This window comes from Stappia sp. P2PMeth1 (assembly GCF_900185735.1).
In the GTDB taxonomy this organism is placed as follows: domain Bacteria; phylum Pseudomonadota; class Alphaproteobacteria; order Rhizobiales; family Stappiaceae; genus Stappia.
In genome coordinates this window covers 370,313-396,978 of the sequence record NZ_FYAW01000019.1, presented here as the reverse complement: position 1 = coordinate 396,978, position 26,666 = coordinate 370,313, and the positions used below count along the sequence as shown (strand labels likewise).

The 26,666-nt window shown below is 70.2% G+C and carries 23 protein-coding genes; 19 read left to right on the top strand and 4 right to left on the bottom strand.

Annotated features, from left to right (window positions below; all coding sequences use genetic code 11):
- Position 1: 1 nt before the first annotated feature.
- The 3 genes from truB to pnp all read left to right on the top strand — a co-directional run bounded on the left by truB (position 2) and on the right by pnp (position 3,629).
- A complete protein-coding gene (gene truB / locus P2PM1_RS12820; protein ID WP_186399291.1) occupies positions 2-976 on the top strand; it encodes a tRNA pseudouridine(55) synthase TruB in 975 nt (324 codons plus the stop codon).
- A gap of 3 nt (positions 977-979) precedes the next feature.
- Complete coding sequence (gene rpsO / locus P2PM1_RS12815; RefSeq protein ID WP_186388582.1) at positions 980-1,249, top strand: 30S ribosomal protein S15; 270 nt, start codon at positions 980-982, stop codon at positions 1,247-1,249.
- 262 nt (positions 1,250-1,511) lie between these two features.
- Positions 1,512-3,629, top strand: coding sequence for a polyribonucleotide nucleotidyltransferase (gene pnp / locus P2PM1_RS12810; protein ID WP_186399290.1), 2,118 nt, complete (start codon positions 1,512-1,514; stop codon positions 3,627-3,629).
- 120 nt (positions 3,630-3,749) lie between these two features.
- On the opposite strand, the gene P2PM1_RS12805 is transcribed toward pnp, so the two are convergent.
- Positions 3,750-5,279, bottom strand: coding sequence for a bifunctional aminoglycoside phosphotransferase/ATP-binding protein (locus P2PM1_RS12805; RefSeq protein ID WP_186399289.1), 1,530 nt, complete (start codon positions 5,277-5,279; stop codon positions 3,750-3,752).
- Between the two features lie 196 nt (positions 5,280-5,475).
- On the opposite strand from P2PM1_RS12805, the gene P2PM1_RS12800 reads away from it, so the two are divergent.
- The 3 genes from P2PM1_RS12800 to P2PM1_RS12790 are packed head-to-tail and all read left to right on the top strand — an operon-like array spanning position 5,476 to position 7,024.
- Positions 5,476-6,069, top strand: coding sequence for a LysE family translocator (locus tag P2PM1_RS12800; RefSeq protein ID WP_186388585.1), 594 nt, complete (start codon positions 5,476-5,478; stop codon positions 6,067-6,069).
- An 8-nt stretch (positions 6,070-6,077) separates the two neighbouring features.
- Positions 6,078-6,485, top strand: a complete 408-nt coding sequence (locus tag P2PM1_RS12795; RefSeq protein WP_186388586.1) for a cupin domain-containing protein — start codon at positions 6,078-6,080, stop codon at positions 6,483-6,485.
- Positions 6,482-7,024: a cupin domain-containing protein gene (locus P2PM1_RS12790; RefSeq protein WP_186399288.1), complete on the top strand. Its 543-nt coding sequence runs from the start codon at positions 6,482-6,484 to the stop codon at positions 7,022-7,024. The genes P2PM1_RS12795 and P2PM1_RS12790 overlap by 4 nt, the downstream gene beginning before the upstream one ends.
- Here the strand turns inward: P2PM1_RS12790 and P2PM1_RS12785 are convergent.
- Complete coding sequence (locus P2PM1_RS12785; protein WP_244301493.1) at positions 6,955-7,986, bottom strand: LysR substrate-binding domain-containing protein; 1,032 nt, start codon at positions 7,984-7,986, stop codon at positions 6,955-6,957. The genes P2PM1_RS12790 and P2PM1_RS12785 overlap by 70 nt on opposite strands.
- 114 nt (positions 7,987-8,100) lie before the next feature.
- On the opposite strand from P2PM1_RS12785, the gene P2PM1_RS12780 reads away from it, so the two are divergent.
- Positions 8,101-9,510: a PLP-dependent aminotransferase family protein gene (locus P2PM1_RS12780; RefSeq protein WP_186399287.1), complete on the top strand. Its 1,410-nt coding sequence runs from the start codon at positions 8,101-8,103 to the stop codon at positions 9,508-9,510.
- 12 nt (positions 9,511-9,522) lie between these two features.
- On the opposite strand, the gene P2PM1_RS12775 is transcribed toward P2PM1_RS12780, so the two are convergent.
- Positions 9,523-10,845, bottom strand: coding sequence for an aspartate aminotransferase family protein (locus tag P2PM1_RS12775; protein WP_186399286.1), 1,323 nt, complete (start codon positions 10,843-10,845; stop codon positions 9,523-9,525).
- Between the two features lie 202 nt (positions 10,846-11,047).
- Here P2PM1_RS12775 and P2PM1_RS12770 point away from each other — a divergent pair, with 202 nt between their 5' ends.
- The 10 genes from P2PM1_RS12770 to P2PM1_RS12725 all read left to right on the top strand — a co-directional run bounded on the left by P2PM1_RS12770 (position 11,048) and on the right by P2PM1_RS12725 (position 22,965).
- A complete protein-coding gene (locus P2PM1_RS12770) occupies positions 11,048-12,598 on the top strand; it encodes a M81 family metallopeptidase (RefSeq protein ID WP_186399285.1) in 1,551 nt (516 codons plus the stop codon).
- Positions 12,595-14,199 (top strand): NAD(P)/FAD-dependent oxidoreductase, encoded by a 1,605-nt coding sequence (locus tag P2PM1_RS12765; protein ID WP_186399284.1) that lies wholly within the window; start codon positions 12,595-12,597, stop codon positions 14,197-14,199. The genes P2PM1_RS12770 and P2PM1_RS12765 overlap by 4 nt, the downstream gene beginning before the upstream one ends.
- A gap of 60 nt (positions 14,200-14,259) precedes the next feature.
- Positions 14,260-15,066, top strand: a complete 807-nt coding sequence (locus P2PM1_RS12760; protein ID WP_186399283.1) for an IclR family transcriptional regulator C-terminal domain-containing protein — start codon at positions 14,260-14,262, stop codon at positions 15,064-15,066.
- A 274-nt stretch (positions 15,067-15,340) separates the two neighbouring features.
- A complete protein-coding gene (locus tag P2PM1_RS12755) occupies positions 15,341-16,105 on the top strand; it encodes an ABC transporter ATP-binding protein (RefSeq protein WP_186399282.1) in 765 nt (254 codons plus the stop codon).
- A gap of 52 nt (positions 16,106-16,157) precedes the next feature.
- Entirely contained in the window at positions 16,158-16,949 is a 792-nt protein-coding gene (locus P2PM1_RS12750; protein WP_244293122.1) for a transporter substrate-binding domain-containing protein, read from the top strand.
- Positions 16,950-17,033: 84 nt separating this feature from the next.
- The gene (locus P2PM1_RS12745; protein WP_186388595.1) at positions 17,034-17,732 is read left to right on the top strand and encodes an ABC transporter permease; all 699 of its coding nucleotides are present in this window, start codon (positions 17,034-17,036) and stop codon (positions 17,730-17,732) included.
- Complete coding sequence (locus P2PM1_RS12740) at positions 17,729-18,475, top strand: ABC transporter permease (RefSeq protein ID WP_186399281.1); 747 nt, start codon at positions 17,729-17,731, stop codon at positions 18,473-18,475. The genes P2PM1_RS12745 and P2PM1_RS12740 overlap by 4 nt, the downstream gene beginning before the upstream one ends.
- Positions 18,472-20,019 (top strand): aldehyde dehydrogenase, encoded by a 1,548-nt coding sequence (locus P2PM1_RS12735; protein WP_186399280.1) that lies wholly within the window; start codon positions 18,472-18,474, stop codon positions 20,017-20,019. The genes P2PM1_RS12740 and P2PM1_RS12735 overlap by 4 nt, the downstream gene beginning before the upstream one ends.
- A gap of 5 nt (positions 20,020-20,024) precedes the next feature.
- The gene (locus tag P2PM1_RS12730) at positions 20,025-21,647 is read left to right on the top strand and encodes a M81 family metallopeptidase (protein ID WP_186399279.1); all 1,623 of its coding nucleotides are present in this window, start codon (positions 20,025-20,027) and stop codon (positions 21,645-21,647) included.
- On the top strand, positions 21,577-22,965 hold the full coding sequence (locus P2PM1_RS12725) for an aspartate aminotransferase family protein (RefSeq protein WP_186399278.1): 1,389 nt from the start codon (positions 21,577-21,579) through the stop codon (positions 22,963-22,965). The genes P2PM1_RS12730 and P2PM1_RS12725 overlap by 71 nt, the downstream gene beginning before the upstream one ends.
- Positions 22,966-23,051: 86 nt before the next feature.
- On the opposite strand, the gene P2PM1_RS12720 is transcribed toward P2PM1_RS12725, so the two are convergent.
- Positions 23,052-23,672 carry an FMN-dependent NADH-azoreductase gene (locus P2PM1_RS12720; RefSeq protein ID WP_186399277.1) on the bottom strand — a complete coding sequence of 207 codons (621 nt, stop codon included), beginning with the start codon at positions 23,670-23,672 and terminating at the stop codon, positions 23,052-23,054.
- A 104-nt stretch (positions 23,673-23,776) separates the two neighbouring features.
- Between P2PM1_RS12720 and P2PM1_RS12715 the strand changes: the two genes are divergently transcribed.
- Complete coding sequence (locus P2PM1_RS12715; protein WP_186399276.1) at positions 23,777-24,745, top strand: LysR family transcriptional regulator; 969 nt, start codon at positions 23,777-23,779, stop codon at positions 24,743-24,745.
- Positions 24,746-25,029: 284 nt separating this feature from the next.
- On the top strand, positions 25,030-26,625 hold the full coding sequence (locus P2PM1_RS12710) for an MBL fold metallo-hydrolase RNA specificity domain-containing protein (protein ID WP_186399275.1): 1,596 nt from the start codon (positions 25,030-25,032) through the stop codon (positions 26,623-26,625).
- The last annotated feature ends 41 nt before the right edge of the window (positions 26,626-26,666 follow it).

Here is a 26,666-nt window from a genome sequence, read left to right as displayed (position 1 = left end):
CATGGCACGACGCAGGAAGGCGGCCCGCAACCGCATCGACGGTTGGCTGGTGCTCGACAAGCCGGTCGGCATCACCTCCAACGAGGCGTTGACGCGGCTGAAGAAGATCCTCCACCCGGAGAAGGTCGGCCATGCCGGCACGCTCGACCCGCTCGCCTCCGGCCTGCTGCCGGTGGCCTTCGGCGAGGCGACCAAGACCGTGTCCTTCGCCATGGACGGGCGCAAGGTCTACCGCTTCACCGTCCGCTGGGGCGAGGCGACGGAGACCGACGACACCGAAGGGCCGGTCGTCGCGACCAGCGACGCGCGCCCGGCTGCGGCCGAGATCGCCGCGGTGCTGGCGGAGTTCACCGGCACGATCCTCCAGGTTCCGCCGAAATATTCGGCGATCAAGGTGGACGGCGCGCGCGCCTATGACCTTGCCCGCGGCGGCGAGGAGGTCGAGCTTGCGGCGCGCGAGATCGACATCCACCGGCTCGACCTTGTCGACTGCCCCGACCGCGACCACGCGGTGTTCGAGGCGGAATGCGGCAAGGGCACCTATGTGCGCGCGCTCGCCCGCGACATCGCGGAGCGGCTCGGCACCTGCGGTCATGTCAGCGCCTTGCGGCGCCTTGTCGTCGGTCCTTTCGACGAGGAGGACATGATTCCGCTGGAAACTCTGGAGGAGTTGGGGCAATGTGCGCCCGGCATGGGCCTGACCGAGGCCCATGCCGATTTCATTCTGCCTGTAGAGACCGCGCTGGACGACATCCCGGCGCTGGCCGTCAGCCGGCAGGATGCCGCCCGCCTCCGACGGGGGCAGGGCGTTTTGCTGCGCGGGCGGGATGCCCCGGCGTTTTCGGGCCTCGTGTCAGTGACCACTCAGGGAGAACTGGTGGCGATCGGCGAGATCGAGCGCGGGGAACTCTTGCCGCGGCGCGTGTTCAATCTCGCTCCGGACACGTCCGGGGCGGACATCGTTGAAAGGACATGACCGATGTCGATTACCGCTGAACGCAAGGCGGAACTGATCAAGGAATACGCGATCAAGGACGGGGATACGGGCTCTGCCGACGTGCAGGTCGCCATTCTTTCCGAGCGGATCGCCAACCTGACCGAACACTTCAAGAGCCATGGCAAGGACAACCATTCCCGCCGCGGCCTGCTGAAGATGGTGAGCCAGCGCCGGTCGCTTCTCGACTACCTGAAGAAGACCGACGAGGGCCGCTATCAGGACCTGATCAAGCGTCTCGGCCTGCGCCGTTAACCGGTACGGGCAACGCGGCGTCCGCAAGGGCGCCGCGTTCGCGCATCTGCCGCCGGACTGGCGGCGAAAGACGGTCATGGGGCAGGATAGCAGGCGGCTTGAACGCACCGGCATCGCGCCGGGCGGGCACGAGCCTCCTGCTGTCTTGCCCATGGCGCGTCGCTTGAATGGCGCAGCCGGCACGATGCCGTCTCCGCCTGCCCATGGGAGCAGCCCGGGCCGCATATGGATGCGGGCCGGGTGACCGAAATAGGATAACAACATGTTCGATATTCATCGCGTGGAAGTCGATTGGGGCGGACGCCCGCTGGTGCTGGAGACGGGCAAGATCGCCCGCCAGGCCGACGGCGCCGTGCTCGCCACCTATGGCGAGACCAAGGTGCTGGCCACCGTGGTCGCCGCCAAGGAGCCGAAGCCCGGCCAGGACTTCTTCCCGCTGACCGTGAACTACCAGGAAAAGGCCTTCGCCGCCGGCAAGATCCCGGGCGGCTTCTTCAAGCGCGAGGGCCGTCCGTCCGAGCACGAGACGCTGACCTCGCGCCTGATCGACCGGCCGATCCGCCCGCTCTTCGTCGACGGCTTCAAGTGCGACACCCAGGTGATCGCCACCGTCCTGTCGCATGACATGGAGAACGCGCCGGACATTCTGGCGATGGTCGCCGCGTCGGCCGCGCTGACGATCTCCGGCGTTCCCTTCATGGGCCCGATCGGCGGCGCCCGCGTCGGCATGATCAACGGCGAGTTCGTGCTCAATCCGCTGATCGACGACATGCCGGAATCCGCCCTCGACCTGATCGTCGCCGGCACCGGCGAGGCGGTTCTGATGGTGGAATCGGAGGCCAAGGAGCTCTCCGAGGACGACATGCTGAAGGCCGTGATGTTCGGCTTCAAGGGCTTCCAGCCGGTGATCGACGCGATCATCAAGCTGGCCGAGACCGCTGCCCGCGAGCCGCGCGATCTCAACCTGCCGGATCACTCGGCGCTTGCCGCCCGCATCAAGGAGCTGGCGGCCGGCGACCTGACGGCCGCCTATGCCATCCGCGAGAAGACCGAGCGCCGCAACGCCATCGACGCCGCCAAGGCCAAGACGGTCGAGACGCTGGCCGCCGAGGCCGGTGATACCGGCATCGACAAGGTCGTCATCGGCGGCCTGTTCAAGGATCTGGAAGCGGAGATCGTCCGCGGCGCCATCCTCGACAAGGGCGAGCGCATCGACGGCCGCGACCTGAAGACGGTCCGCCCGATCGTCTCGGAGGCCGGCATCCTGCCGCGCACCCATGGCTCGGCCCTGTTCACCCGCGGCGAGACCCAGGCGCTCGTCGTCGCGACGCTCGGCACCAACGACGACGAGCAGTTCGTCGACGCGCTGGAGGGGACCTACAAGTCCGCCTTCATGCTGCATTACAACTTCCCGCCCTACTCGGTCGGCGAGACCGGCCGCATGGGTTCGCCCGGCCGCCGCGAGATCGGCCATGGCAAGCTCGCCTGGCGCGCCGTGCGCCCGCTCCTGCCGGCGCATCACGAGTTCCCCTACACGCTGCGCGTCGTGTCCGAGGTCACCGAGTCCAACGGCTCCTCGTCGATGGCGACCGTCTGCGGCACCTCGCTGGCCCTGATGGATGCCGGCGTGCCGCTGAAGGCGCCGGTGGCCGGCATCGCCATGGGCTTGATCAAGGAAGGCGACCGCTTCGCGGTGCTCTCCGACATTCTCGGCGATGAGGATCACCTCGGCGACATGGACTTCAAGGTGGCCGGCACCACCAACGGCATCACCTCGCTGCAGATGGACATCAAGATCGACGGCATCACCGAGGAGATCATGCGTGTCGCGCTCGGCCAGGCGCGCGACGGCCGCATCCACATCCTCGGCGAGATGTCGCAGGCCCTGTCCGAGGCCCGCGCCGAGCTCGGCGAGCATGCCCCGCGCATCGAGGTGCTGAAGATCCCGGTCGACAAGATCCGTGAAGTCATCGGCTCCGGCGGCAAGGTCATCCGCGAGATCGTCGAGAAGACCGGCGCCAAGGTCAACATCGAGGACGACGGCACCGTCAAGGTCGCCTCGGCCGACGGCAAGGCGATCAAGGCGGCGATCAACTGGATCAACTCCATCGCCGCCGAGCCGGAAGTCGGCATGATCTACGAGGGCCGCGTCGTCAAGACCGTCGACTTCGGCGCCTTCGTCAACTTCTTCGGCGCCAAGGACGGCCTCGTCCACATCTCGCAGCTTGCCCCGCAGAAGGTCGCCAAGACCACCGACGTGGTCAAGGAAGGCGACAAGGTCTGGGTCAAGCTGATGGGCTTCGACGAGCGCGGCAAGGTCCGCCTGTCGATGAAGGTCGTCGACCAGGAGACCGGCAAGGAGCTCGCCGCGGAGGACTGAGCCTTCGCGGGCGGGCCCCGGCCCGTCTCCACGACAAAGCGATACGGGCCGGACCTCGCGTCCGGCCCACCGCTCTCTGACAGACCCGCCGGTTTCGGCGGGTTTTGTTTTGCTCGGGTCTCACGAGCCGGAGGGTGCCTCCTTGCCGGCCGTCAGGCGGGCGAGGATCCCGGCGACCGTCATCGCCACGTCGCCCCCGGCCGCGACCCGCAGCCAGCCCGGATAGGCGATCCGCCGTTGGAGCTGCCGCGCCAGGATGTCGCCGGTCGCGTCGGACGGGCCGCTGGTCCGGCTCTCGACCCGCTGCCGCAGGGTTTGCGGGTCGGCGTCGAGCCACAGGCCGAGAAACGGCACGCCGGCCGCGGCTGCCGCCGCCGCGATCCCCGCCCGGTCGGCCGGCCGCTCGAACACCGCCTCGGCGATCGCCGCCCCGCCCTGGCGCAGGACCAGCACGGCGCGCCGCTCCATCTCCCGGTAGACCCTGTCCGATACCTCCGGCCGATAGGCCTCGGCCGGCAGGCGCGTTTCGGCCGGCACCCCGTGCAGCGCCTTGCGGATCCTGTCGCTCTCGATGATGCGCGCGCCCGGCGGCGCGCCGAGATGGGCGGCGAGCGCTTCCGTCACGGTGGTCTTGCCGGAGCCGCTGAGGCCGGCGATGGCGACACAGCGCGGCGGCTGCGGTTGCAGCAGCGCGCCCGCCAGCTCGAAATAGCTGCGTGCCGCCTCGGTGAGCCCTTCCGCTCCGCCGCCCTCCTCGATCTGGGTCGCGGTGACATGCGCCCGCACCGCCGCCCGCACCGCCATGAAGAACGGCAGCAGGGCGAAGCCCTCGTCGTCGCCGGTCTCGTCCAGGTACTGGTTCACGACCAGATTGGCGAGGTCGGCGAAGCCGTGATGCCACAGGTCCATCAGCAGGAAGGCGAGGTCGTAGAGCACGTCGATGGTGGCGATGTCCTCGCTGAACTCGATACAATCGAAGAGCTGCGGCGTGCCGTCGATCAGGCAGATGTTGCGCAGGTGCAGGTCGCCGTGGCAGCGCCGGACCCGGCCCTCCCGCGCGCGGGCGTCGAGCAGGTCGGCTTGGCCGGCCAGCGCCGCGCGGAAGGCCTGGGTGAGGGTCGCCGTCTCCGCCTCGCCGAAGACATGGCTGGTGGCGAAGCCAGCCTCGTTGATGTCGAGCACCCCGGCCATCAGGGCGCTGCCGCCGCGCCCCCGCGCTACCGGCGCCTCGCGGTGGAAGCGGGCGATCATCCGCGCCGTCTCGCGCATCAGGGCCGGGGTCAGCCGGCCGGCGCGCGCCATCCGGTCCAGCAGGCAGTCCTGGTCGAAGCGCGCCATCTCCACCACCGCGTCGACCAGCCGCCCGGCGCCGTCCAGCGCCAGCCGGCCGTCGGTCTCCTCGGTGATCCGATGGCAGCCGAGGTAAAGTCCCGGCGCGGTTCTGGAATTCAGCTCCACTTCGGCGGCGCAGGCGGCAAGGCGCAACTCCGGCGTCGAGAAGTCGACATAGGGCAGCTTGACCGCCCGCTTCATCTTCCAGGCCCGCTCGCCGGCCAGCACCACATGCGAGATATGGGTCTCGATGACCTCGACCGGTCCCGGCATGCCGGCCAGCAGGGCCATCGCTGCGCTCTGGTCGTCGACGATCATCCGTCCTGCCTTTCGCCGTTGCCCGGCATCGCGATGCCGGGGGACCGCTGGGGCCCCCGCGCTCGCCCGCGCGTCCGGCACGATGGAGCAAAGCTCAGCCCGGCGTGATGAAAACTCAGCAGAACGGATCGGGCTTCTGTGGTCAAGTGTCCCGGCGGTCGCACCACGCGGGCGGACCGGAAGCACGAGCGAGGCAATGGAACCCACGACACTGGCGGCGCTCGCCATCTATGCCTTCGTGATGTCGATCACGCCGGGCCCCAACAACCTGATGCTGACGACCTCCGGCCTGATCTTCGGCATGGCGCGGACCTGGCCGCATATTCTCGGAATTCCCTTCGGCGTCGCGGTGCAGCTTTCCGCCGTCGGCGCCGGCCTTGGCGCGGTCTTCGCGCTCGAGCCGCGGCTGCAGGTCGCCTTGAAGCTGGTCGGCACCCTGTATCTGCTGTGGCTGGCGGCCAAGCTCTGGCGTGCGGCCGAACTCAGCGATGCCTCGATGGCCGCGCCGATCAGCTTTTTCCAGGCCGCCGCCTTCCAGTTCGTCAATCCCAAGGCCTGGCTGATCGCCGTCACGGTCATCGCCGCCTTCGTCGCGCCGGGCGAGGGCTATGTCGGGCGGCTGGCGCTGGTGTGTCTTGTCTTCGCGGTGGTCGGCATTCCCTGCATGTCGGTCTGGGCGGCGTTCGGGGCGGGCCTGAGGAAGGTGCTGCGCGATCCCCGCAAGCTGCTCATGGTCAACCGGACGATGGCCGGCCTCGCCGCGCTGACCGCCGGCCTGTTCTGGCTGTGAGCGCTGTCATGGAGGTGGTCGAAGCGGACGCGGACACGGTCTATACTTGGGGCGACGCCTGCCTCGGCTGGCGCCTGCTGGAGCTGGACGGGCTGCAATTGCGTCAGGAACGGATGCCGCCGGGAGCGCGGGAAGAGCCGCATGAGCATCGCCGCGCCCGCCAGGTGTTCTATGTGCTGGAGGGAGAAATGACCCTGGTCACGCCGCAGGCGGTGCTGCGCGCCGGCCCGCGCCAGGGGCTGCATGTGCCGCCCGGACAGCCGCACTGGGTCCGCAACGACGGTGCGGCCGACCTGGTTTTCCTCCTCGTCTCGGCGCCCTCGACCGCCGGCGACCGGCTGCCGGTCGACCCTGCCGGCTGGCCGGTGCCCACGCTCCCCTCGCATCCGCAAACGGCAGAAGGTGACAGCCGATGACCCCGATCGTTCGACCTGAAAACCTGTCGCTGCAGACCCAGCGCCATGGCGAGAGCTTCGAGGCGCGCATGGCCTCGATCGCCGCCCCGTTCGGCGCCCGCCGGCTCGGCGCCCGCTATGTGGAAGTGCCGGCCGGCAAGCGGGCCTGGCCGTACCATTGCCACCACGCCAATGACGAGATGTTCGTGATTCTCTCCGGCACCGGCCGGCTGCGCTATGGCGGGGAGGTGCATGCGCTGCGCGCCGGCGATGTCGTCGTCTGCCCGGCCGGCGGGCCGGCCACCGCGCATCAGTTGATCGCCGATGACGACGGGCCGCTGCGCTATCTCGCCGTCAGCAGCATGCATGAGCCGGACGTGATGGAATATCCCGACAGCGGCAAGCTGGTCGCCTTCGCCGGGGCGGCGCCGGGCGGCGACAAGACGGCGCGGCGGCTGGAGGTCGTGCTGCGCCGGGACGCCGTCGTCGACTACTGGGCCGGAGAAGGGGAGGCAGAAGGAGAGGCGGAGGCAGAGGCGGAAAGAGGCGAGGGCGGCTGACCGGCAGCCTCGGCCAGCAGCCAGCTCCGCAGGTTGCGGATGCGCCGGTCGCGCTGCAGCGCCGGCGGATAGCACAGATGGTAGCCGGCATCGGCGGCGAGCGTGTGGTCGAACAGCCGGGCGAGACGTCCGGCGGCCATGTCCTGGCCGGCGATCTCGAGGCCGGCCAGCGTCACGCCGGCCCCGTCGATCGCCGCCTTCAGCCCGAGCCCGGACGAATCGACCAGCGTCACCGCCGCCGGGCGCAGCGGCCCGCCCGGCAGTCCGGCGTTCCAGCGCTCGAACGCCTCGCGCCGGTTCTGCGACAGGAACAGGATGCTGCGGCCGATCTGCCGCCGGGCGCTCTCCTCGTCCGGCCGGACAAGGCCGGGGGCGCCGAGCAGGCCGAGGCTCTCCTCGAACAGCAGGTCCGAGATCACTCCCGGCCAGGAGCCGCGCCCGTGGCGGACGGCGGCGTCGGCGGCGCCCGCCGGCAGGTCGACGCTGGCCTGGCCGGTCGAAATCAGCAGCTCGAAGCCGGCCCGCGCGAAGGGATAGCGCGTCAGGCGCGGCGACAGCCAGTGCGCCGCGAAGGTCGGCAGCATCGACAGCCGCAGCGGCCCGAGCTTGCGCTCGCTCTTCAGCAGCCCCACCGCCTCGGCGATGCGGCCGAAGCCGGCGGTGAGTTCGGGCGACAGCGCCTGGCCGGTCTCGGTCAGTTCCAGCCGCGGCCCGACCCGGCGCATCAGTTCGACCCCCAGCACGGTTTCCAGCGCCCGCAACTGATGGCTGATGGCGGAGGGCGTCACGCCGATCTCCCCCGCTGCCGCCTTGATCGACAGATGCCGTGCCGCCGCCTCGAAGGCGCGCAGCGCCGTGAGCGGCGCGGCAAGCCGCATCGCCCTTTCCGGCGAAATCCTGTCCACCGGGCGCGGCGGGACCAGGGTGGGGGCGGCAAAGGCGGAGTGCGCGTCCTGGCGCATGGCGGGGGTCCGGTCGGCTGCGGGGGAAAGCGGGACTTTCATGACGGGCCATGCTATGGGCAGTGACACTTCGTTAAAACAGCAAAAGTGTCACGTTACACTCCGGGAGTTCGCATGCGTCTGCAATCGCCCTGGCACCCGCGTCTGGCCGAGATCGACGGCTCGCCCGCCGAGCGGCTCGATGCCGCCCTGTCGCAGGACATCCTGTCCGGGGCCCTGCCGGTCGGCGCCCGCCTGCCGGCGCAGCGCGATCTCGCCTGGCGCCTCGGCATCGGCCTCGGCACGGTGACCAAGGCCTATGCCATGCTGGAGCGGCGCGGGCTGCTGCGCTCCGAGCGCGGCGCCGGGACCTTTGTCGCCGCGACGGCGGCGCGGCATGGCGACTTCATCGACCTGTCGCGCAACGTGCCGCCGTCGGCCGTCGGCGAGAGGCTGCCGGGGCGTACCCTTGCGGCGCTGGCAAGGCGCATCGATGCCGAGATGCTCAGCACCTATCCACCGGTCGCCGGCCATCCGCGCTTCCGCAACGAGCTGGCCCGCTGGTTCCGCCGCCTCGGCATGGAGGCCGATCCCGCCTGCCTGCTTCTGACCGGCGGCGCCCAGCATGCGCTGGCCGTCGCCCTCACCACCGTCTGCGGTCCCGGCGGCACGCTGGTGGTGGAGGCGCAGACCTATCCCGGCGTGCTGGCGCTCGCCCGGCATCTCGGCCTGCGCGTCGTCGGCGTCGCCATGGACGGCCAGGGCATGCGGCCAGAGGCTCTCGATGAGGCGCTCGACGACGCGCTGGGGCGGGCTCTGAAGGACGCGGGGGGAGGCGGCACCGCCGTCTATCTGACGCCGACCATGCAGAACCCGACCACCGGCTCGATGGACCGGGGCCGCCGCGACGCGATCGTCGCGCTGTGCCGCGCCCGCGACGTCGTGCTGATCGAGGACGACGTCTACCGGCTGGTGCCGGAGCCGGACTTTCCCCCGCTCGCCAGCCTCGCGCCCGAGCGGGTCTTCTATGTCAACAGCCTGTCGAAGACGCTCAACCCGGCGCTGCGCATCGGCGGGCTGGTGGTGCCGCCGGCCTGGTTCGACCGGGCGGAGGCGGCGCTCCATGCCAGCGGCCTGATGATCTCGCCGCTCGGCTGTGCGGTGATGGAGCAATGGGTGCTGGACGGCACGGCGGAGGCGATCGGCGCGGCGATCCGCGAGGAGGCGCGGCGCCGCCGGGCGCTGGCTTCCGCGATCCTCGGCCCGGCCCTGCGCGAGGCCCGCCATGTCGGCTATCACGTCTGGCTGCCGCTCGCCCCGCCGCTGGCGGCGGCGCTGGAGGTGGCGGCGCGGGCGCTCGGGGTGCTGGTCACCCCGCCCGAGTCCACTCGGGCCGACGCGACCCAACCTGCACCGGATCCGGCCGCCTCCGGCGTGCGCCTGTGCATCGGCGGTCCGGCGCCGGACGATCTGGAGGCGGCCCTGCGCGCCATTGCCGGCCTTCTCGGCAATCTCGGCGCGCCCGCCCGCCCCGTCCTTGCCTGAGCGCTGCCCCTGTCAGCCGAGCAGCGCGTCGAGCGTCTCGCCGAGCAGGCGCACCATTTCGGCCAGTTCCGCGCCCGTCGCCGTATAGGGCGGGGCGAGCAGCACATGGTCGCCCGCCTCCCCGTCCACCGTGCCGGCGCCGGGATAGCACAGCAGCCCGCGCGCCTGCGCCTCGCGCTTGATTGTAGCGGCAAGCTGCCGCTCGGGCGCGAAGGGCGCCTTGCTGTCGCGGTCGGCGACCAGTTCCAGCGCGAAGAAGAAGCCGCGCCCGCGAATGTCGCCGACATGCGGATGCTGGCCGAAGCGCGCCTCCAGCAGCGCCCGCACTAGCCGCTCCTCGGCCTGCACCTTCTCCACCAGCTTCTCGCGGCGGATGATCTTCTGCGTCGCCAGCGCCCCGGCACAGGCGACCGGGTGGCCGACAAACGTATGCCCGTGCTGGAACGCGCCCGATCCGTCCGCGAAGGCGGCATGGACATGCCCGCCGACCAGCACCGCGCCGAGCGGCAGGAAGCCCGCGCCCAGCCCCTTGGCGACCGTCATCAGGTCCGGCGCGATGCCTTCGGCAAGACAGGCATGCAAGGAGCCGGTGCGGCCCATGCCGCACATCACCTCGTCGAGGATCAGCAGCACGCCGTGCCGGTCGCAGATCTCGCGGATCCGGCGGAAATAGCCGGGCGCCGGCGGCACCGCGCCGAGCGTTGCCCCCGACACGGTCTCGGCGATGAAGGCCGAGACGGTGCCCGGCCCCAGCTCCAGGATCTTCGCCTCCAGCTCGTCGGCGGCGCGCAGGCCATAGTCTTCCGCGCTCTCGCCCTCCTGCCGGCCGCGATAGGCATGGCACGGCGAGATGTGATGCATGTCGATCAGCAGGTCGGCATAGGCGGCGCGGCGCGCCCGGTTGCCCCCCGCCGACAGGGCGCCGAGCGTGTTGCCGTGATAGCTCTGCCAGCGGCTGATCACATGCCGGCGCGCCGGCTCGCCGCGCTCGCGGTGATACTGATGCGCCATCTTCAGCGCGCACTCCACCGCCTCCGAGCCGCTCAGCACGAAATAGACCTTGTCGAGCCCGCGCGGCGCCCCCTCGACCAGCAGGTCGGCGAGTTCTTCCGCCGGCTCGCTGGTGAAGAAGCCAGTATGGGCATAGGCGAGCCGCCCGGCCTGCGCCGCGATGGCCTCCGCCACTTCCTGCTGGCTGTGGCCGAGGCAGGAGACGGCAGCGCCGCCGCAGGCGTCGAGATAGCGCCGCCCGTCGCTCCCCAGGATGTAGCTGCCCTCGCCGGCGACGGCGAGCGGCGGGGTGGCGCGGGCGGATCGGTGGAAGACGTGGCTCATCGCGGGACCTTTGCGGCAGGCGGGCAGGCGGGCAGGCGGGCAGGCGGATCGGCGGGGCGATGCGGCCGTCGATTGACAGCGGTCCGGATTCGCCCCTAGGATCATCCGCATAGTGAACACAAATCCGCTAAACGGACAAGCCTGTGGCGCGACAGCCCCGATTTTCTCCCGATCCCCTCCACCCGACCAGAAAGAGAGCGTGATGCGGCGTCTGGCGATTGCGCGGCTGTGGCATGAGGCCAATGCCTTTTCCCCCGTTCCCACCGGCCTTGAGAGTTTTCGCCGGCGCGAGTGGCAGGCGGGGCCGCAAGCGCGCGCGGCCTATCGCGGCACGGCGACGGAGATGGGCGGGACGGTCGCCTTTCTCGACGCCCGGCCCGACTGGCAGGGCGTCTTCCTGCGCTGCACCTCGGCCCCGCCCGGCGGTCTTGTCGAGCAGGCAGCGCTCGATGCCATCCATGACGAGATCGTCGCGGGCCTCGTCCGCGAGATGGCGCAGGCGCCGCTCGATGCGGTCTATGTCTCGCTGCACGGCGCCCTTGCCGGCACGCGCGACCCTGGCCCCGACCGCACGCTGCTTGCCCGCATCCGCGCCGCGATCGGTCCGCACGTTCCGCTCGCCGTCAGTTTCGACCTGCATGCCTGCCTCGATCCGCGCAGTGCCGAAAGCGCCGACATCGTCGTCGGCTACAAGACCTATCCCCATGTCGACATGACGGAGACGGCGGAAAAGGCGCTCGGCCTCCTTGAGCGGATGGTGCAGGGCGAGCGCTTCCGCTCGCTGATCCTGCCGGTGCCGATGCTGCCGCCCAGCCATTCCATGCGCACCGACGGCGAGCCGATGGGCGGGCTCGTCCGCCTGGCGGCCGAGCGCGAGGCGGCGGCCGGCCTTGCCGATGTCACCGTCTTCGGCGGTTTCGCCTATGCCGACACGCCCTGGACCTCGGCCGCCATCACCGTCTGCCACCGCGACGGGGGGGAGGACGATGGCGAGGGCGAGGGGGCCGGGGAGGGCGCCCGCGCCCGCGCGGTGGCGCAAGGGATGGCGGACGAGCTGCTGCGCCGCCATGGCGCCTTCCTGCCCGATCTGCCGGGAGCCGCCGAAGGCCTGGCGCGCGCCGTCCGCCTGCTGGAGACCGGCACCCGCTGGCCGGTCGCGGTCTTGGAAAATTCCGACAATCCGCTGTCGGGCGGCGCCGGCGACACGCCGGGCCTGTTCCGCGCCCTTGTCGAGGCGGCGCCGCCCTGGCCGGCCCTGTTCGCCAGCTTCTGCGATCCCGATCTCGTCGCCCGCGCCCATGCGCTCGGGCCAGGGGCCCGGCTGGAAGCCCCTCTCGGCGGCCGGCTCGGCACGGCCTTCGGCCCGCCGGTGCCGTTTTCGGGCGAGATCGTCCGCCTCACCGACGGGCGTTTCGTCAACACCGGGCCGATGGAGCGCGGCCGGCCGGAGGCGGTCGGCCGCACCGTGCTGCTGCGCGCCGGCGCCCTGCAGGTGGTGGTCGCCGAGACCGCCCAGAGCGTCAACGATCCGGCCTGGGCCGCCCTGCACGGCATCGACCTTGGAGAGGTCGCCCTGTTCTGCACCAAGGCCAAGAACCATTTCCGCGCCGCCTTCGGCACGTTTTGCGGCGCCATCATCGATGTCGACACGCCCGGCCCGGCCCCGGCGGACCTGACCAGCCTGCCCTATCGCCATGTGCCGGCGAGCTTCCTCCGCCCCGACGCCCCACCTGAGTGCTGGATCCTGTCATGAGTGCTTCGTCTTCCTTCGACGCCGTCATCATCGGCGGCGGCCATAACGGTCTCACCTGCGCCGGCTATCTTGCCCGCGCCGGCCTGCGGGTCGCGGTGGTCGAGCGCCGCGCCATCGTCGGCGGCGCCTGCGTCACCGAGGAGTTCCATCCCGGTTTCCGCAATTCCTCCTGCGCCTATCTGGTCGGCCTGCTGGCGCCGGAGGTGATCGCCGATCTGGAGCTGCACCGGCACGGGCTGGAGATCCTGGAGCGCGAGGGCGGCACCTTGAGCGTGCTGCCCGACGGACGGTCCATCGAGCTGCTCGGCGACAAGGCGGCGGTGATGCAGCAACTGGCTGCCGAAAGTCCGTCCGACGCCAAGGCCTATGCGGAGCTTTCCGCCCTGCTCGACGTCTCGGCGACGGTGATGCGGGCGATCGCCCGCGAGCGGCCGCCGGAACTGACCGGCGGCTGGGGCGAACTGCTGCAGAGCGGCCGGGTCGGCTGGCACTTGCGGCACTTCAGCCGCGAGCAGCGCGCCGGCTTTGCCGACCTGATGCTGAAGAGCCTTGCCGATTTCCTGAACGAGCGGTTCGACAGCGAGGCGTTCAAGGGCATCTACGGCTTCAAGGGGCTGGTCGGCAACATGGTCAGCCCCTCGGCGCTCGGCTCGGCCTATGTGCTGCTCCACCACGTCTTCGGCGAGGTCAACGGCAAGCGCGGCAAGTGGGGCCAGCCGCGCGGCGGCATGGGCGGCATCACACAGGCGATGCAGAAGTCGCTGGAAGCGCGCGGCGGCGTCGTCCATCTGGGGCGCGGCGTGCGCGAGGTGATCGTCGAGAAGGGCCGCGCCGCCGGCGTCGCGCTGGACGACGGCACCGTGCTGCGCGCGCGCATCCTTGCCTCCAGCGTCAATCCGCGCCTGCTGTTCCTGAAGATGCTGGACAGCAGCCTGCCCGACAGCGCCTTCCTGCGCCGGCTGCGCAACTGGCGCTGCCGCTCGGGCACCTTCCGCATGAACGTGGCACTGTCCGAACTGCCGGACTTCATCGCCCGCCCGGGGCGCGAGATGCAGCGCCACCATGCCGGCACCATCGCCATTGCCCCCTCGCTCGGCTATCTGGAGACCGCCTATGACGAGGCCCGCCATCGCGGCTGGTCGCGCCGGCCGGTCGTCTCCATGTGCATCCCGACCGCCGTCGAGCCGGAACTGGCGCCGAAGGGGCAGCACATCGCCGGCCTGTTCTGCCAGCATTTCAACCCGGACCTGCCCGAGGGCGCCTCCTGGGACGATCACCGCGACGAGGTGGCGAAGCTGGTGATCGATACGATCGGCGACTATGCGCCGAATTTCCCCGCCTCGGTGCTCGGCTACAGCGCGCTGACGCCGCTCGATCTGGAGACCGAATACGGCCTTGTCGGCGGCGACATCTTCCATGGCGAGATGCATCTCGACCAGTTGTTCAGCCTGCGCCCGGCCGCCGGCCATGCCGCCTATACCAGCCCGGTCAAGGGCCTGTTCCAGTGCGGTTCCGGCACCCATCCCGGCGGCGGCGTCACCGGCCTGCCGGGGCGCAACGCGGCGCGGGAGATCCTCAAGCGGCGCCGGGAGTTCGTCTAGCGAACACCCGTGCGTCATGCTAACGAGGGTCGCACGGGATGATTCTTGGAAAGGGCCGCCATGGCGCAGGACGATGTCGAGGACCTTGCGGACGCGCAGGCGGACACCAGCTCCGATTTCGTGCGCTCGCTGGCCCGCGGCCTTGCCGTCATCAAGGCGTTCGACCGCTTCACCCCGGCGATGACCCTGAGCGAGGTGGCGCGCAAGACCGGCCTGCCGCGCGCTGCCGCCGGCCGCTTCCTGAAGACGCTGGTGACGCTCGAATATGCCAGCTTCGACGGGCGCGACTATCGCCTGCGGCCGCGGGTGCTGGAGCTGGGCATGGCCTATTTCAGCTCCTTCTCCTTCATCGAGATCGCCAATCCGATCCTCGAGGCGGCGGCCAAGCAGGCCGAGGAGCCGTGCTCCATGGGCGTGCTCGACGGCGCCGAGGTGGTCTATGTCGCCCGCCACACCGCCAACCGGATGATGTCGATCAGCATCGCGCTGGGCAACCGCTACCCGGCCACCACCACCTCGCTCGGCCGGGTGCTGCTCGGCGGCCTGCCCGATGCCGAGCTCGACGCGCTGCTTGCCCGCTCTGAGATCCGCCAGGTCACGCCGCTCACCGTCACCGACCGCCATGCGCTGCGCGAAATGATCCTCAAGGGCCGCTCCGACGGCTATTGCACCGCCGAGGGCCAGCTCGAGGTGGGCATCCGCTCCATCGCCGTGCCGGTGCGCGGGCGCGACGGACGCGTCATCGCGGCGATCAACATGGGCGTGCCGGCGCCCCGCCACACCATGGAAAGCCTCGTCTCGCAGCTCCTGCCGGTGCTGCGCTCGGCCGCTTCCGAGATCGAATTCGCGATCCGCTCGCGGCCCTGAGCCGCGCGTCCCCCATCTTTCCCCGGTCCTGTCGGTTTCCGCCGGCCCGCGCCGCCAGCGCGCGGGGCTGCCCGTGCGCGCCTGCCTTTGCGCATCTGCCTGCCTTTGCTCGCCCGTGTTCGCCTGCCCGTGTTCGCCTGCCCGTGTTCGCCTGCCGCCCGTTTGTTCGGGCGCTTGACAGCCTCGCCATTCCTTCCTAACGTGTGCGCACAGTGAACGTATGACCGCCAAGCGAACAAAACGGATCGCAAGGCGGTCGCACCGGGAGGGCTGCATGACCGAGGGGACGCCGATCGTCGTTGACGACCTGCACAAGCGCTTCAACCAGTTGGAGGTGCTGAAGGGCATTTCGCTGCGGGCGGAAAAAGGCGACGTCATCTCGATCATCGGCGCGAGCGGCTCGGGCAAGAGCACCTTCCTGCGCTGCATCAACCTTTTGGAGCGCTATGACAGCGGCTCGATCCGCGTCTTCGGCGAGGAGCTGAAGGTCGGGCCGAAGGGCCGCGTCGACAACCGCCAGGCGGACCGGGTCCGCCGCCGCGTCGGCATGGTGTTCCAGGACTTCAACCTGTGGAGCCACCGCACCATCCTGGAAAATCTCATCGAGGGCCCGGTGCATGTGCTCGGCCGGCCGCGCGCCGAGGCGGTGGAGCAGGCGGAGGCGCTGCTCGACAAGGTCGGCATCCACGACAAGCGCGGCCATTACCCTGCGCATCTGTCCGGCGGCCAGCAGCAGCGCGCGGCCATCGCCCGCGCCCTTGCCATGGACCCGGACGTGCTGCTGTTCGACGAGCCCACCTCGGCGCTCGATCCCGAACTCGTCGGCGAGGTGCTGCGCGTCATGCGCGCGCTCGCCGAGGAGCACCGGACGATGATCATCGTCACCCATGAGATGCGCTTCGCGCGCGACGTCTCCTCGAAGGTCGTGTTCCTGCACCAGGGCCGCGTCGAGGAGGAGGGAACCCCGGCACAGGTCTTCGGCGATCCCGCCTCCGACCGCTGCCGGCAATTCGTCCGGCAGTCCTTCGAGGCCGCCTGACCCGCATCCACGGCCGCCCCATCGACCGACCAACCAGAGGAAGAACAAGACAATGACAACGCTGCGCATGAAATTCGCCACGCTGCTCGCCGCCTGCGGCCTCGGCCTTGCCGCTTCGGCGGCGCAGGCCCAAACCCAGACCCAGACGCTGCGCATCGCCACCGAGGGCGCCTATCCCCCGTTCAACTTCGTCGACGCCAAGGGCGAGCTGCAGGGCTTCGACGTGGAGATCGCCAAGGCGCTCTGCACTGAGATGAAGGTCGAGTGCACCATCTCGGCCCAGGCCTGGGACGGCATCATTCCCGGCCTCAATGCCGGCCAGTACGACGCCATCGTCGCCAGCATGTCGATCACCCCGGCGCGGCTCGAGGCGGTGAACTTCACCAAGCCCTATTACCAGGCCGGCGCCGTGCTGGTCGCCCCCAAGGCCTCCGACCTTGCCCCGACCGCCGAGAGCCTTGCCGGCAAGTCGCTCGGCGTGCAGCGCGCCAGCACCTATGCCGCGCTGATCGACGCCCGCTTCCCGAAAGCCGACGTGCGCCTCTACGACAAGGTCGAGAACCACAATCTCGACCTCGTCACCGGGCGCATCGACGGTGTCGTCGCGCAGCGCATCGCCATGTCGAAGTGGCTGGAGTCCGACGACGGCGCCGCCTTCGAGATCAAGGGCGAGGCGATGCTCGACCCTGAAATCCTCGGCCTCGGCGCCGGCATCGCCGTGCGCAAGGACGACACCGACCTGCTCGCCCGGCTCGACGCGGCGCTCGCCACCATCAAGGCGAACGGCGTCTATGACGAGATCAACGACCGCTTCTTCCCCTTCAGCATGAAGCCGGCCGACTGATCGCAGTCGCGACGTCGCGGCGCGGCCGGGCCCAGACCCCGGCCGCGCCTTCCGCTTTTCCAGCCAATCGCAGGACCCCGCCCGATGCCCGACTTGCAAGGCTTCGGCCCGATGCTGGCCGTCGGCACGCTGATGACCGTCCAGGTCGCCCTTCTCAGCACGCTCTTCGGCATTCTCATCGGCATCGCCGTCGCCATGATGAAACTGTCGTCGAGCCGCACGGCCCGCATCGCCGGCGACGTCTACACCACCATCGTGCGCGGCGTGCCGGCCCTGGTGCTGATCCTGCTGATCTATTTCGGCGGCGTGCGCGCCGTGAACGGCCTTGCCCGCTGGCTCGGCCATAGCGAGCATGTCGACATCAACGCCTTCGTCGCCGGCGTCTTCGCCCTGTCGTTGGCCTTCGGCGCCTATGCGACCGAGGTCTTCCGCGGCGCCTTCCAGGCGATCCCCAAGGGCCAGATCGAGGCGGCGCGCGCGCTCGGCATGGGCCGCTGGCTGACCTTCCGCCGGGTGTCGCTGCCGCAGGTCTGGCGCATCGCGCTGCCGGGTCTGGGCAACATCTTCCTCGTCATCCTCAAGGAGACTGCGCTCGTCTCCGTCATCGGCCTGGAGGAGCTGATGCGCAAGACCGAATACGCGGTCGGCTTCACCCGCCAGCCCTTCACCTTCTTCCTCGCGGCGGCCTTCATCTATCTCGCGCTCACCATCGTCAGCATGCTCGCCATCCAGGTGCTGGAGCGCCGGGCCTCGCGCGGCCTCGAACCGGCGGGTGCGGCATGAACCTCCAGGTGATGATCGACGCTCTGCCCGCGCTGCTTGGCGGCGCCGGCCTGACGCTGCGGCTGGTCGGCCTTGCGCTTGTCGCCGGCTTCGTCATGGCGCTTGCCGTCGCGCTCGCCCGCCTTGCGCGCAGCCCGTTCGCGTGGATGCCGGCCTATGGCTTCGTCTTCTTCTTCCGCGGCACGCCGCTGCTGGTGCAGATCTTCCTCGTCTATTACGGCCTGTCGCAATTCGCCGCCGTGCGCGCCAGCCCGTTCTGGGTGGTCCTGCGCGAGCCGTTCTGGTGCGCGCTGATCGCCTTCTCGCTGAACACCGCCGCCTATACGGCGGAGATCGTCCGCGGCGCCGTCCAGGCGGTGCCGCGCGGCCAGGTCGAGGCGGCCAAGGCGATCGGCATGTCGCGGCTGACCCGCATGCGCCGCATCGTCCTGCCGCAGGCGCTGCGCATCGGCCTGCCGGCCTATGGCAACGAGGTGATCCTCCTGATCAAGGCGAGTTCGCTCGCCAGCACCGTCACCCTGCTCGACCTCACCGGCGTCGCCCGCACCATCAGCTCGGTCAACTACATGCCGGTCGAGCTGCTGTCCATGGCGGCGCTGATCTACCTGACGATGACCTTCATCGTCACCCGCGCCTTCAAGCTGGCCGAGCATCTTCTGTCCGGCGACCGCCGCCAGCCGCCCTCCCTTGCGGCCCGCCCCGTTGCCGGTTCCGGCGCCGTCTCCCCTGGTGAAGCGAAATGACCCTGTCCCCCATTCCCTCCACTTCCGTCCCCACTCACGTCCCCACTCACGTCAAAGACTGGCACGCCGCCGCCCGCGACCTGTCGCCGGAGGCCGAGGCTTTCATCGACGGCCGCTACCGCCCGGCGCTGTCCGGCGCCACCTTCGCCACGCTCAACCCGGCGACCGGCCGCATCCTCGCCGATGTCGCCGCCTGCGGCGAGGCGGATGCGGACGCGGCGGTCGCGGCCGCCGCCCGCGCCTTTAACAAGGGCGCCTGGTCGCGGGCCGCCCCGGCGGCGCGCAAGGCGGTGCTCTTGCATCTTGCCGACCTGATCGAGGCGGATGCCGACGCCTTCGCGCTCCTTGAAACGCTCGACATGGGCAAGCCGATCCGCGACAGCCTGACGATCGACGTGCCGGCGGCGGTGCGCTGCCTGCGCTGGTTCGCGGAAGCCGCCGACAAGCTCTATGACGAGATCGCCCCCACGAGGGGCGACGTGCTCGCCATGATCCGCCGCGTGCCGGTCGGCGTCGTCGCCGCCATCGTCCCCTGGAACTTCCCGCTGGTCACGGCGATGACCAAGATCGCCCCGGCGCTCGCCGCCGGCAACAGCGTGGTCCTGAAGCCGTCCGAACTGTCGCCGCTCTCGGCCCTGCGGCTCGGCCGCCTCGCCGCCGAGGCCGGCCTTCCCGACGGCGTCTTCAACGTGCTGCCGGGCATCGGCGCGGAGGCCGGCCGCGCGCTCGCCCTGCATGACGGTGTCGCCTCGCTCGCCTTCACCGGCTCCACCGCCGTCGGCAAGCTGCTGATGACCTATGCCGGCCGGTCCAACATGAAGAAGGTGGGCCTCGAATGCGGCGGCAAGTCCGCCAATATCGTGCTTGCCGACTGCCCGGACCTCGACCGGGCGGTGCAAGCCGCCGCCATGGGCGTCTTCCAGAACCAGGGCCAGATCTGCAATGCCGGCACCCGGCTGATCCTCGAGCGCCCCATCCGCGACGAATTCCTGGAAAAGCTGGTGGCGCTGGTGCGGACCTTCGAGCCGGGCGACCCCCTGCTGCCGGAGACCCGCTTCGGCGCGCTGGTGTCTGCGGCCCATGCCGACCGGGTGCGCGGCTATATCGCGAGCGGCCTTGCGGACGGCGCGACCCGCCTCACCGGCGACGGGCCGCCCGCCCCCGGCCTTGCGCCGGAAACCTGCGTCCGCCCCACCGTCTTTGCCGATGTCGACAACAGCATGGCCATCGCCCGCGAGGAGATCTTCGGCCCCGTCCTCTCGGTCATCGATGCCGGCAGTCTCGACGAGGCCGTCGCCATCGCCAATGACAGTCCTTACGGGCTGGCGGCGGCGGTGTGGACCGGCAGCCTTGCCCGGGCGCTGGAGGCCGAGCGCCGCTTGGACACCGGCTTCGTCTGGATCAACACCCTGCGCGTCGGCGACATCACCGTCCCCTTCGGCGGGGTGAAGGCCTCGGGCAGCGGCCGCGACAAGTCCTTCCACGCCTTCGACAGCGTCACCCATCGCAAGAGCGTCTGGGTCGACCTTTCGGCGGGTTCGTGAGCGCCATGGCAAAGCGCGTCCTCGTCGGTGCGATCCTGCACGAGACCAACACGTTCAACACGGTGCCGACCCGGCTTGCCGATTTCGCCGGCCGCTATCTCGTCTTCGGCGAGGCGGAGGCCCGCGCCCGGCTCGCCGGCACCGGCACGGAGGTCGGCGGCTTCCTGGAGGCCGCCGCCGCCCATGGCTGGGAGATCGTGCTGCCCGTTGCCGCCGCCTGCGGTCCCTCCGGGCCGCTCGCCGCCGCCGACTGGGCCGCCCTAAAGGACGCGATGCTGTCGGCAAGGGGGAGCTTCGACGGGGTGCTGCTCGCCCTGCACGGGGCTATGGTCAGCGAAGACTGCCTCGACCCGGAGGGCGAGCTGCTTGCCGCCCTGCGCGCCCGCCATGGCGAGCGGGTGGCCATCGTCGCGACGCTCGACATGCACGCCAATGTCTCGCCCCGCATGGTCGCCGCCGCCGATGCCTTATTCCCCTATCGCACCTATCCTCATGTCGATCATTTCGACTGCGCGGTGGAGGCCGCCGACGCTCTGGCGCGGCTGATGCAGGAGGCCGACAGGGATGAAGCCGACAGGGGCGGAGCCGGCAGCGGCGGCAGCGGCCGGCTCACCCGCGCCGTGCTCGCCCGCCCGCCGATGATCGATGCCGCCGACCATGGCCGCACCGGCCCGCCGGGGCCGATGAACGCGCTGCTCGCCCATGCCGCCGCCCTTGCCGCGCGGCCGGGCGTCGTCTCGGCCGGGCTCACCATCGGCTTTCCCTGGGCCGATGTGCCCGATGCCGGGCCGGCCGCGATGGTGTCGGTGATGGCGGACGCCGCGGTCGACCCGCGCGCGCTGGCGCTCGACCTCGGCGAAAGGCTCTGGGACAGCCGCAAGGAAACGCAACTCGATTTTGCCGGCGTCGAGACCGCGATCGCCGCCGCGCGCGCGCCGGGCGGCGACCCCCGGCCGCTGGTGCTGGCCGACTTCGCCGACAATCCGGCCGGCGGGGCCTATGGCGATTCGCCCAACCTGCTGCGCGCCATGCTGGAGGCGGGGCTGGAAAACGCCGCCTTCGCGACGATCTGCGATCCTGCCGCCGTCGCCCTTGCCGGCGAGGCGGGGGAGGGCGTCCTGCTCGACCTGGCGCTGGGCGGCCGCCTTGCGCCGCACATCACCCCGCCGCTGGCGCTGAGGGCCCGCGTCCTGCGGCTGCATCCCGGCACCTTCCGCTGCGAAGGTCCGGTGCTGCGCGGGCTCTCCGTCGACATGGGGCCGATGGCCTTGCTGGAGGCGGCGGGCCTTCGTATCGTCGTCGCCAGCCGGGCGCTCGCCGTCACCGATCTCAACCTGTTCCGCGCGCTCGGCATCGAGCCCGCCTCGCTCTCCGTCATCGGCCTGAAGAGCCGCAACCATCTGCGCGCCGCCTTCGGGCCGATTGCCCGCGACATCCTGCTGGTCGATGCCGGCGGCATCGCCACCATGCGCCTGTCGCAGATCCCCTATAGTCGGATCAGACGGCCGCTCTGGCCGCTCGATCCCGTCGAGCACTTCTCCAACCTGGACGCTATCCATGTCTTCGACACCCAATCCGGACCTGAGGAACGATCCCTCCCCGTCGACGGCCACGCTCAAGGCCGCTGACCTTGCCCACCACCTGCATCCCTTCACCGACCATGGCGAACTGGCCGGCGAGGGCGGCGCGCGGGTCATCGTCTCGGCCAAGGGCTGCTACCTGACCGACAGCGACGGCGACCGCCTGCTCGACGGCATGGGCGGGCTGTGGTGCGTCAATATCGGCTATGGCCGCTCGGAACTGGCGGAGGCGGCGGCGCGGCAGATGCGCGAGCTGCCCTATTACAACACCTTCTTCAAGACGACGACGCCGGTCACCACCCTGCTCGCCGAGGAGCTTGCCGAACTCGCGCCCGAGGGGCTCAACCGCGTCTTCTTCGCCGCCTCCGGCTCGGAGGCGAACGACACCAACATCCGCATCGTCCGCAGCTACTGGCAGAAGCGCGGCGAGCCGCAGCGCACCGTCATCGTCTCGCGCAAGCTCGCCTATCACGGCAGCACCATCGCCGCGGCAAGCCTCACCGGCCTTGCCAGCATGCACGATATCCCCGGCATCCCGATCCCCGACATCCATCATGCGCCGGCCCCCAACTGGTGGGGCGAGGGCGGCGACATGAGCCCGGACGAGTTCGGCCTGAAGGCCGCGCGAGGGGTGGAGGACATGATCCTCGCCGTCGGGCCGGAGCGTGTTGCCGCCTTCATCGGCGAGCCGGTGCAGGGCGCCGGCGGCGTCCTCGTGCCGCCCTCCAGCTACTGGCCGGAAGTCCAGCGGATCTGCCGCAAATACGGCATCCTGCTGATCGCCGACGAGGTGATCTGCGGCTTCGGGCGCACGGGCGAGTGGTTCGGCAGCCAGACCTTCGGCATCGCCCCGGACATCATGACGGTCGCCAAGGGCCTCTCCTCCGGCTACCAGCCGATCTCGGCCAGCATCGTCCATGACCGGGTCGCCGAGGTGGTGTTCGACACGCCGGGCCGCTTCCCGCACGGCTACACCTATTCCGGCCACCCGGTCGCCGCCGCCGTTGCCCGCGAGAACCTTGCGATCCTGCGCCGGGAAGGCATCGTCGAGCGGGTCGGCGCCGATATCGGTCCCTATTTCCAGCAGCAGCTCGCCACCCTGCTCGACCATCCGCTGGTCGGCGAGGTGCGCGGCGTCGGCCTGATGGCGGCGGTGGAGCTGACCCGCGACAAGGCCGGCCGGTCGGAGGTCCAGCCGGTCGGGTCGATGTCGACGCCGGTGCGCAATGCCTGTTTCGCCAATGGCCTTGCCACCCGCGCGGTGCGCGATTGCCTGGTCTTCTCGCCGCCGCTGGTGATCTCCCATGCCGAGGTCGACGAACTGGTGGCGATCCTGCGCCGCAGCATCGACGAGGCGCTCGGCTGAGGCGCCTGATTGGCAAACTCCACAGCAAAAAACCCGCCGGGACGGCCGTCCCGGCGGGTTTTGCGTTGCGTCGGCGCGGGTGCGCCTCAGGCGGCGACCAGCTCTTCCAGCTTGCCCTTGGCCTCGTCGATCGAGGCCTCGCGGGCCTCCGGGCCGAAGGCCAGCTTCTCGGCGTAGACGAAGGTGATGTCGGTGATGCCGATGAAGCTCAGCATGGTCCGCAGATGCGGCTCCTGCGAATCCATCGCCTTGGCCGGGCCTTCGCTGTAGAGGCCGCCGCGGGTCGCAACAACGATGGCGCGCTTGCCGGTCATCAGGCCTTCCGGCCCGGCCTCGGTGTAGCGGAACGTCACGCCGGCGCGCAGCACGTAGTCGAACCAGGCCTTCAGCGTCGAGGGAATGCCGAAATTGTACATCGGCGCGCCGATCACCAGCACGTCGGCGGCCTTGACCTCGGCGATCAGCTCGTCGGAAAGCTTCTGGGCGGCGGCCTGCGCCGCGTTCGCCGGCGTCTCGCCGCGCAGGGCGATGGCCACGTCGAGGTCGAGATGCGGCACCTGGCCGTTGCCGAGGTCGCGGGTGGCGAGCTGCAGGCCCGGATTGCGGGCAGTGAGCTGGGCGATCGTGTCGTTGACCAGCTTGTTGGAAGCGGACGCATCGCCCAGCGCGCTGCTGGTGACGGCGAGAACCTGCAAAGTCGAGGGCATGCCCTGATCCTTTCGATAATGTGGTATCGCAGAGGTAGTCGCCCTTGCCCGGCATCAGAATTGCCGAAATCCGCACCACACTGTTGCGCCAGCAGGAACGCCGGATGATCGAACTGGAAGACATGCGCTATTTCGTCGAGATCGCCGACAGCGGCGGCTTCAGCCGCGCCGCCGCCCGCCTCGGCGTCTCCAAGTCCATCGTCAGCCGGCGAATCGCCCGCATCGAGGAGCATCTCGGCGCCCGCCTGCTCAACCGCACGACCCGCGGCGTCACCGCCACCGATGCCGGGCTGGAGTTCAAGGCACGGGCCGAGCGGCTGCTTGCCGACTATGACGAGGCGCTCGACGCGGTCGCCGTCCATGGCGGCGAGGTGGTCGGCCGGCTGCGCATCTCCGCGCCGCTCTCCTTCGGCATCCACCATCTGGCGCCGGTGCTGGCCGAGCTTGCCGCCGCCCATCCGCGCCTGGAGCTCGACGTCTCGCTCACCGACCGGCTGGTCGATCTGATCGGCGAGCGGATCGACGCGGCGATCCGCATCGGCAAGCTGGAAGATTCCAGCCATGTCGCCCGCCGCATCGCGCCGATCCGCTCCCTCGTCGTCGCCAGCCCCGCCTATCTCGCCCGCAAGGGCCGGCCGGCCCGGCCGGAAGACCTTGCCGGCGACCATGACTGCCTGATCTATACCGGCAGCCGCTCGCCCGACTGGGTCTTCACCCGCGGCGAGGGGGTCGTCGCCGTGCGCCCGCGCGGCCGGTTGCGCAGCGACAGCGGCGAGACGCTGGTCGCCTGGGCGGTCGCCGGCCTCGGCATCGCCCAGCTCCCGTCCTTCCTGCTTGGCGACACGGTCGACACCGGCGCTCTCGTGCCCCTGCTGCTCGACCATCCGACCCCCGAATTCGGCATGTATGTCGTCCGCCCGCCCGGCCCCCATGCTCCCGGCAAGGTCAGGGCGCTGACCGAGGCCCTGCTGCGCCATTTCGGCGGCACCCCGGCCTGGGACCGCTGCGTCCGCCAGATGGCGCAGGAGGAGGCCGCCCGCCGCCCGGCCGGCGAAGCCGCCGCGCGGGGATAAGGCGCGCGCCGGGCGGGGATAACCGGGTTTTTCGGGCCATCGGCCGCCGTTTTTCGCCGTCGACGGCCCAATGTGCCGGTTTTGAGAACGCCGTCTCGAAATTCGCCGATATTGAGACGGAAATTTGCAAAATCCGTCTCGAAATTTTCCAAACGTCCGGCGGCGGTCTTGTCCCCGTCTGTCCCCGCCCGTCGTCATGCTCCTTGCCGGCGGCAATTTCGTGCTAACCTGCCGGTCTTGTTGCGATTTGCGCCGCCTGCCGCGGTCGCGCGAAGGAGGCTGCGATGACCCTTGTACCCAGGCTGACATTTCACGGGGCGGCGGGGTGCGTCACCGGGTCGTGCTACCGGCTGGAAACGGCGGGCGGCACGCTGCTGCTCGATTGCGGCCTGTTCCAGGGCTCCAAGACCGAGAAGGAACTGAACTACCGGCCCTTCCCGTTTTCCGTTGGCGACATCGACGCGGTCATCCTCAGCCACGCCCATATCGACCATTCCGGCCTGCTGCCGAAGCTCGTCCGCGACGGCTATTCCGGGCCGATTTTCGCCACTGGCGCCACCTTCGAACTGTGCAGCGTGATGCTTCCCGACAGCGCCCACATCCAGGAGATCGAGGTCGAGCAGCTCAACCGCCGCAACCGCCGGCGGTCGCGCCGCGATGCCGTCGAGCCGATCTATACCGGCGCGGACGCCCAGGCGACGCTGGCGCTTTTCCACCCCTTTGCCTATGGCCACTGGTTCCAGGTCCTGCCCGGCCTGCGCGCCCGGTTCTGGAACGCCGGCCACCTGCTCGGCTCCGCCTCGGTCGAGCTGGAGATCGCCGAACCCCCAATGAAACTGCTGTTTTCCGGCGATATCGGCCCCGACTACAAGCTGATGCATCCGGAGCCGGAAGGCCCGAGCGGCATCGACTATCTCGTCTGCGAGAGCACCTATGGCGACACCGACCGGGAGGACGCTACCCCCGCCCACCGGCGCGGCCAGTTGCGCGCCGAGGTGAAGGCGGCGATGCATCCGGACGGCGTCCTCCTGATCCCCTCCTTCGCGGTCGAGCGGGCCCAGGAACTGATCAGCGACCTTGCCCGGCTGATGGCCGAGGGCGCCCTGCCGCAGATCCCGATCTATGTCGATTCGCCGCTCGCCGCCGCCGCGACCCGCGTCTTCGCCCGCCACGCCCGCGAGCTGGAAGGCGGCGAGGTTCTGCTCAAGGGCCTCGCCGCCCGCAACCTGCACATGACCGAGACGGTCGAGCAGAGCAAGGCGCTCGACCGCGTCCGCGGCTTCCACATCGTCATCGCCGCCAGCGGCATGTGCGAGGCCGGCCGCATCCGCCACCGGCTGAAAAACTGGCTCTGGCGCGACGAGGCGACGGTCCTCTTGGTCGGCTACCAGGCGACCGGCACGCTCGGCCGCATCCTCCAGGACGGCGCGCCTTCGGTCCGTATCCAGGGCGAGGAATTCAGCGTTCGCGCCAGAATCCGCTCCATCGACCTCTATTCCGGCCATGCCGACGGCCCCGAACTGGTGAGCTGGATCTCCGAACGCCTGCCGCTTGCCCACGACATTTTCCTGGTCCATGGCGAGCCCGAGGCGATCGACGGGCTGGCCGCCCGCCTGCCGGGCCTCGTCGAGGCGGAGCACGTTCTCAAGCCCGGTCTCGACGAGACCTTCGAACTGACGCCGACCGGCGCGATTCGCCTTGCCGGCACGGCGCCGCCGCGGCTGCCGCGCGAGGAGGTGGCTCATCTCGACTGGCACAACGACGTCACCCGCCTGCTGCTCGATATCAGCGACCAGCTCGCCACCGAGCCCGACGAGAAGAGCCGCAACGTGGTGATCCGCCGGCTGCGCCGTGCGCTGTCCGAAGAGGCGGCGCAATAGGGCATCGCCCGGCCCTGTCGACCGCTCGTGCGTCACACCTG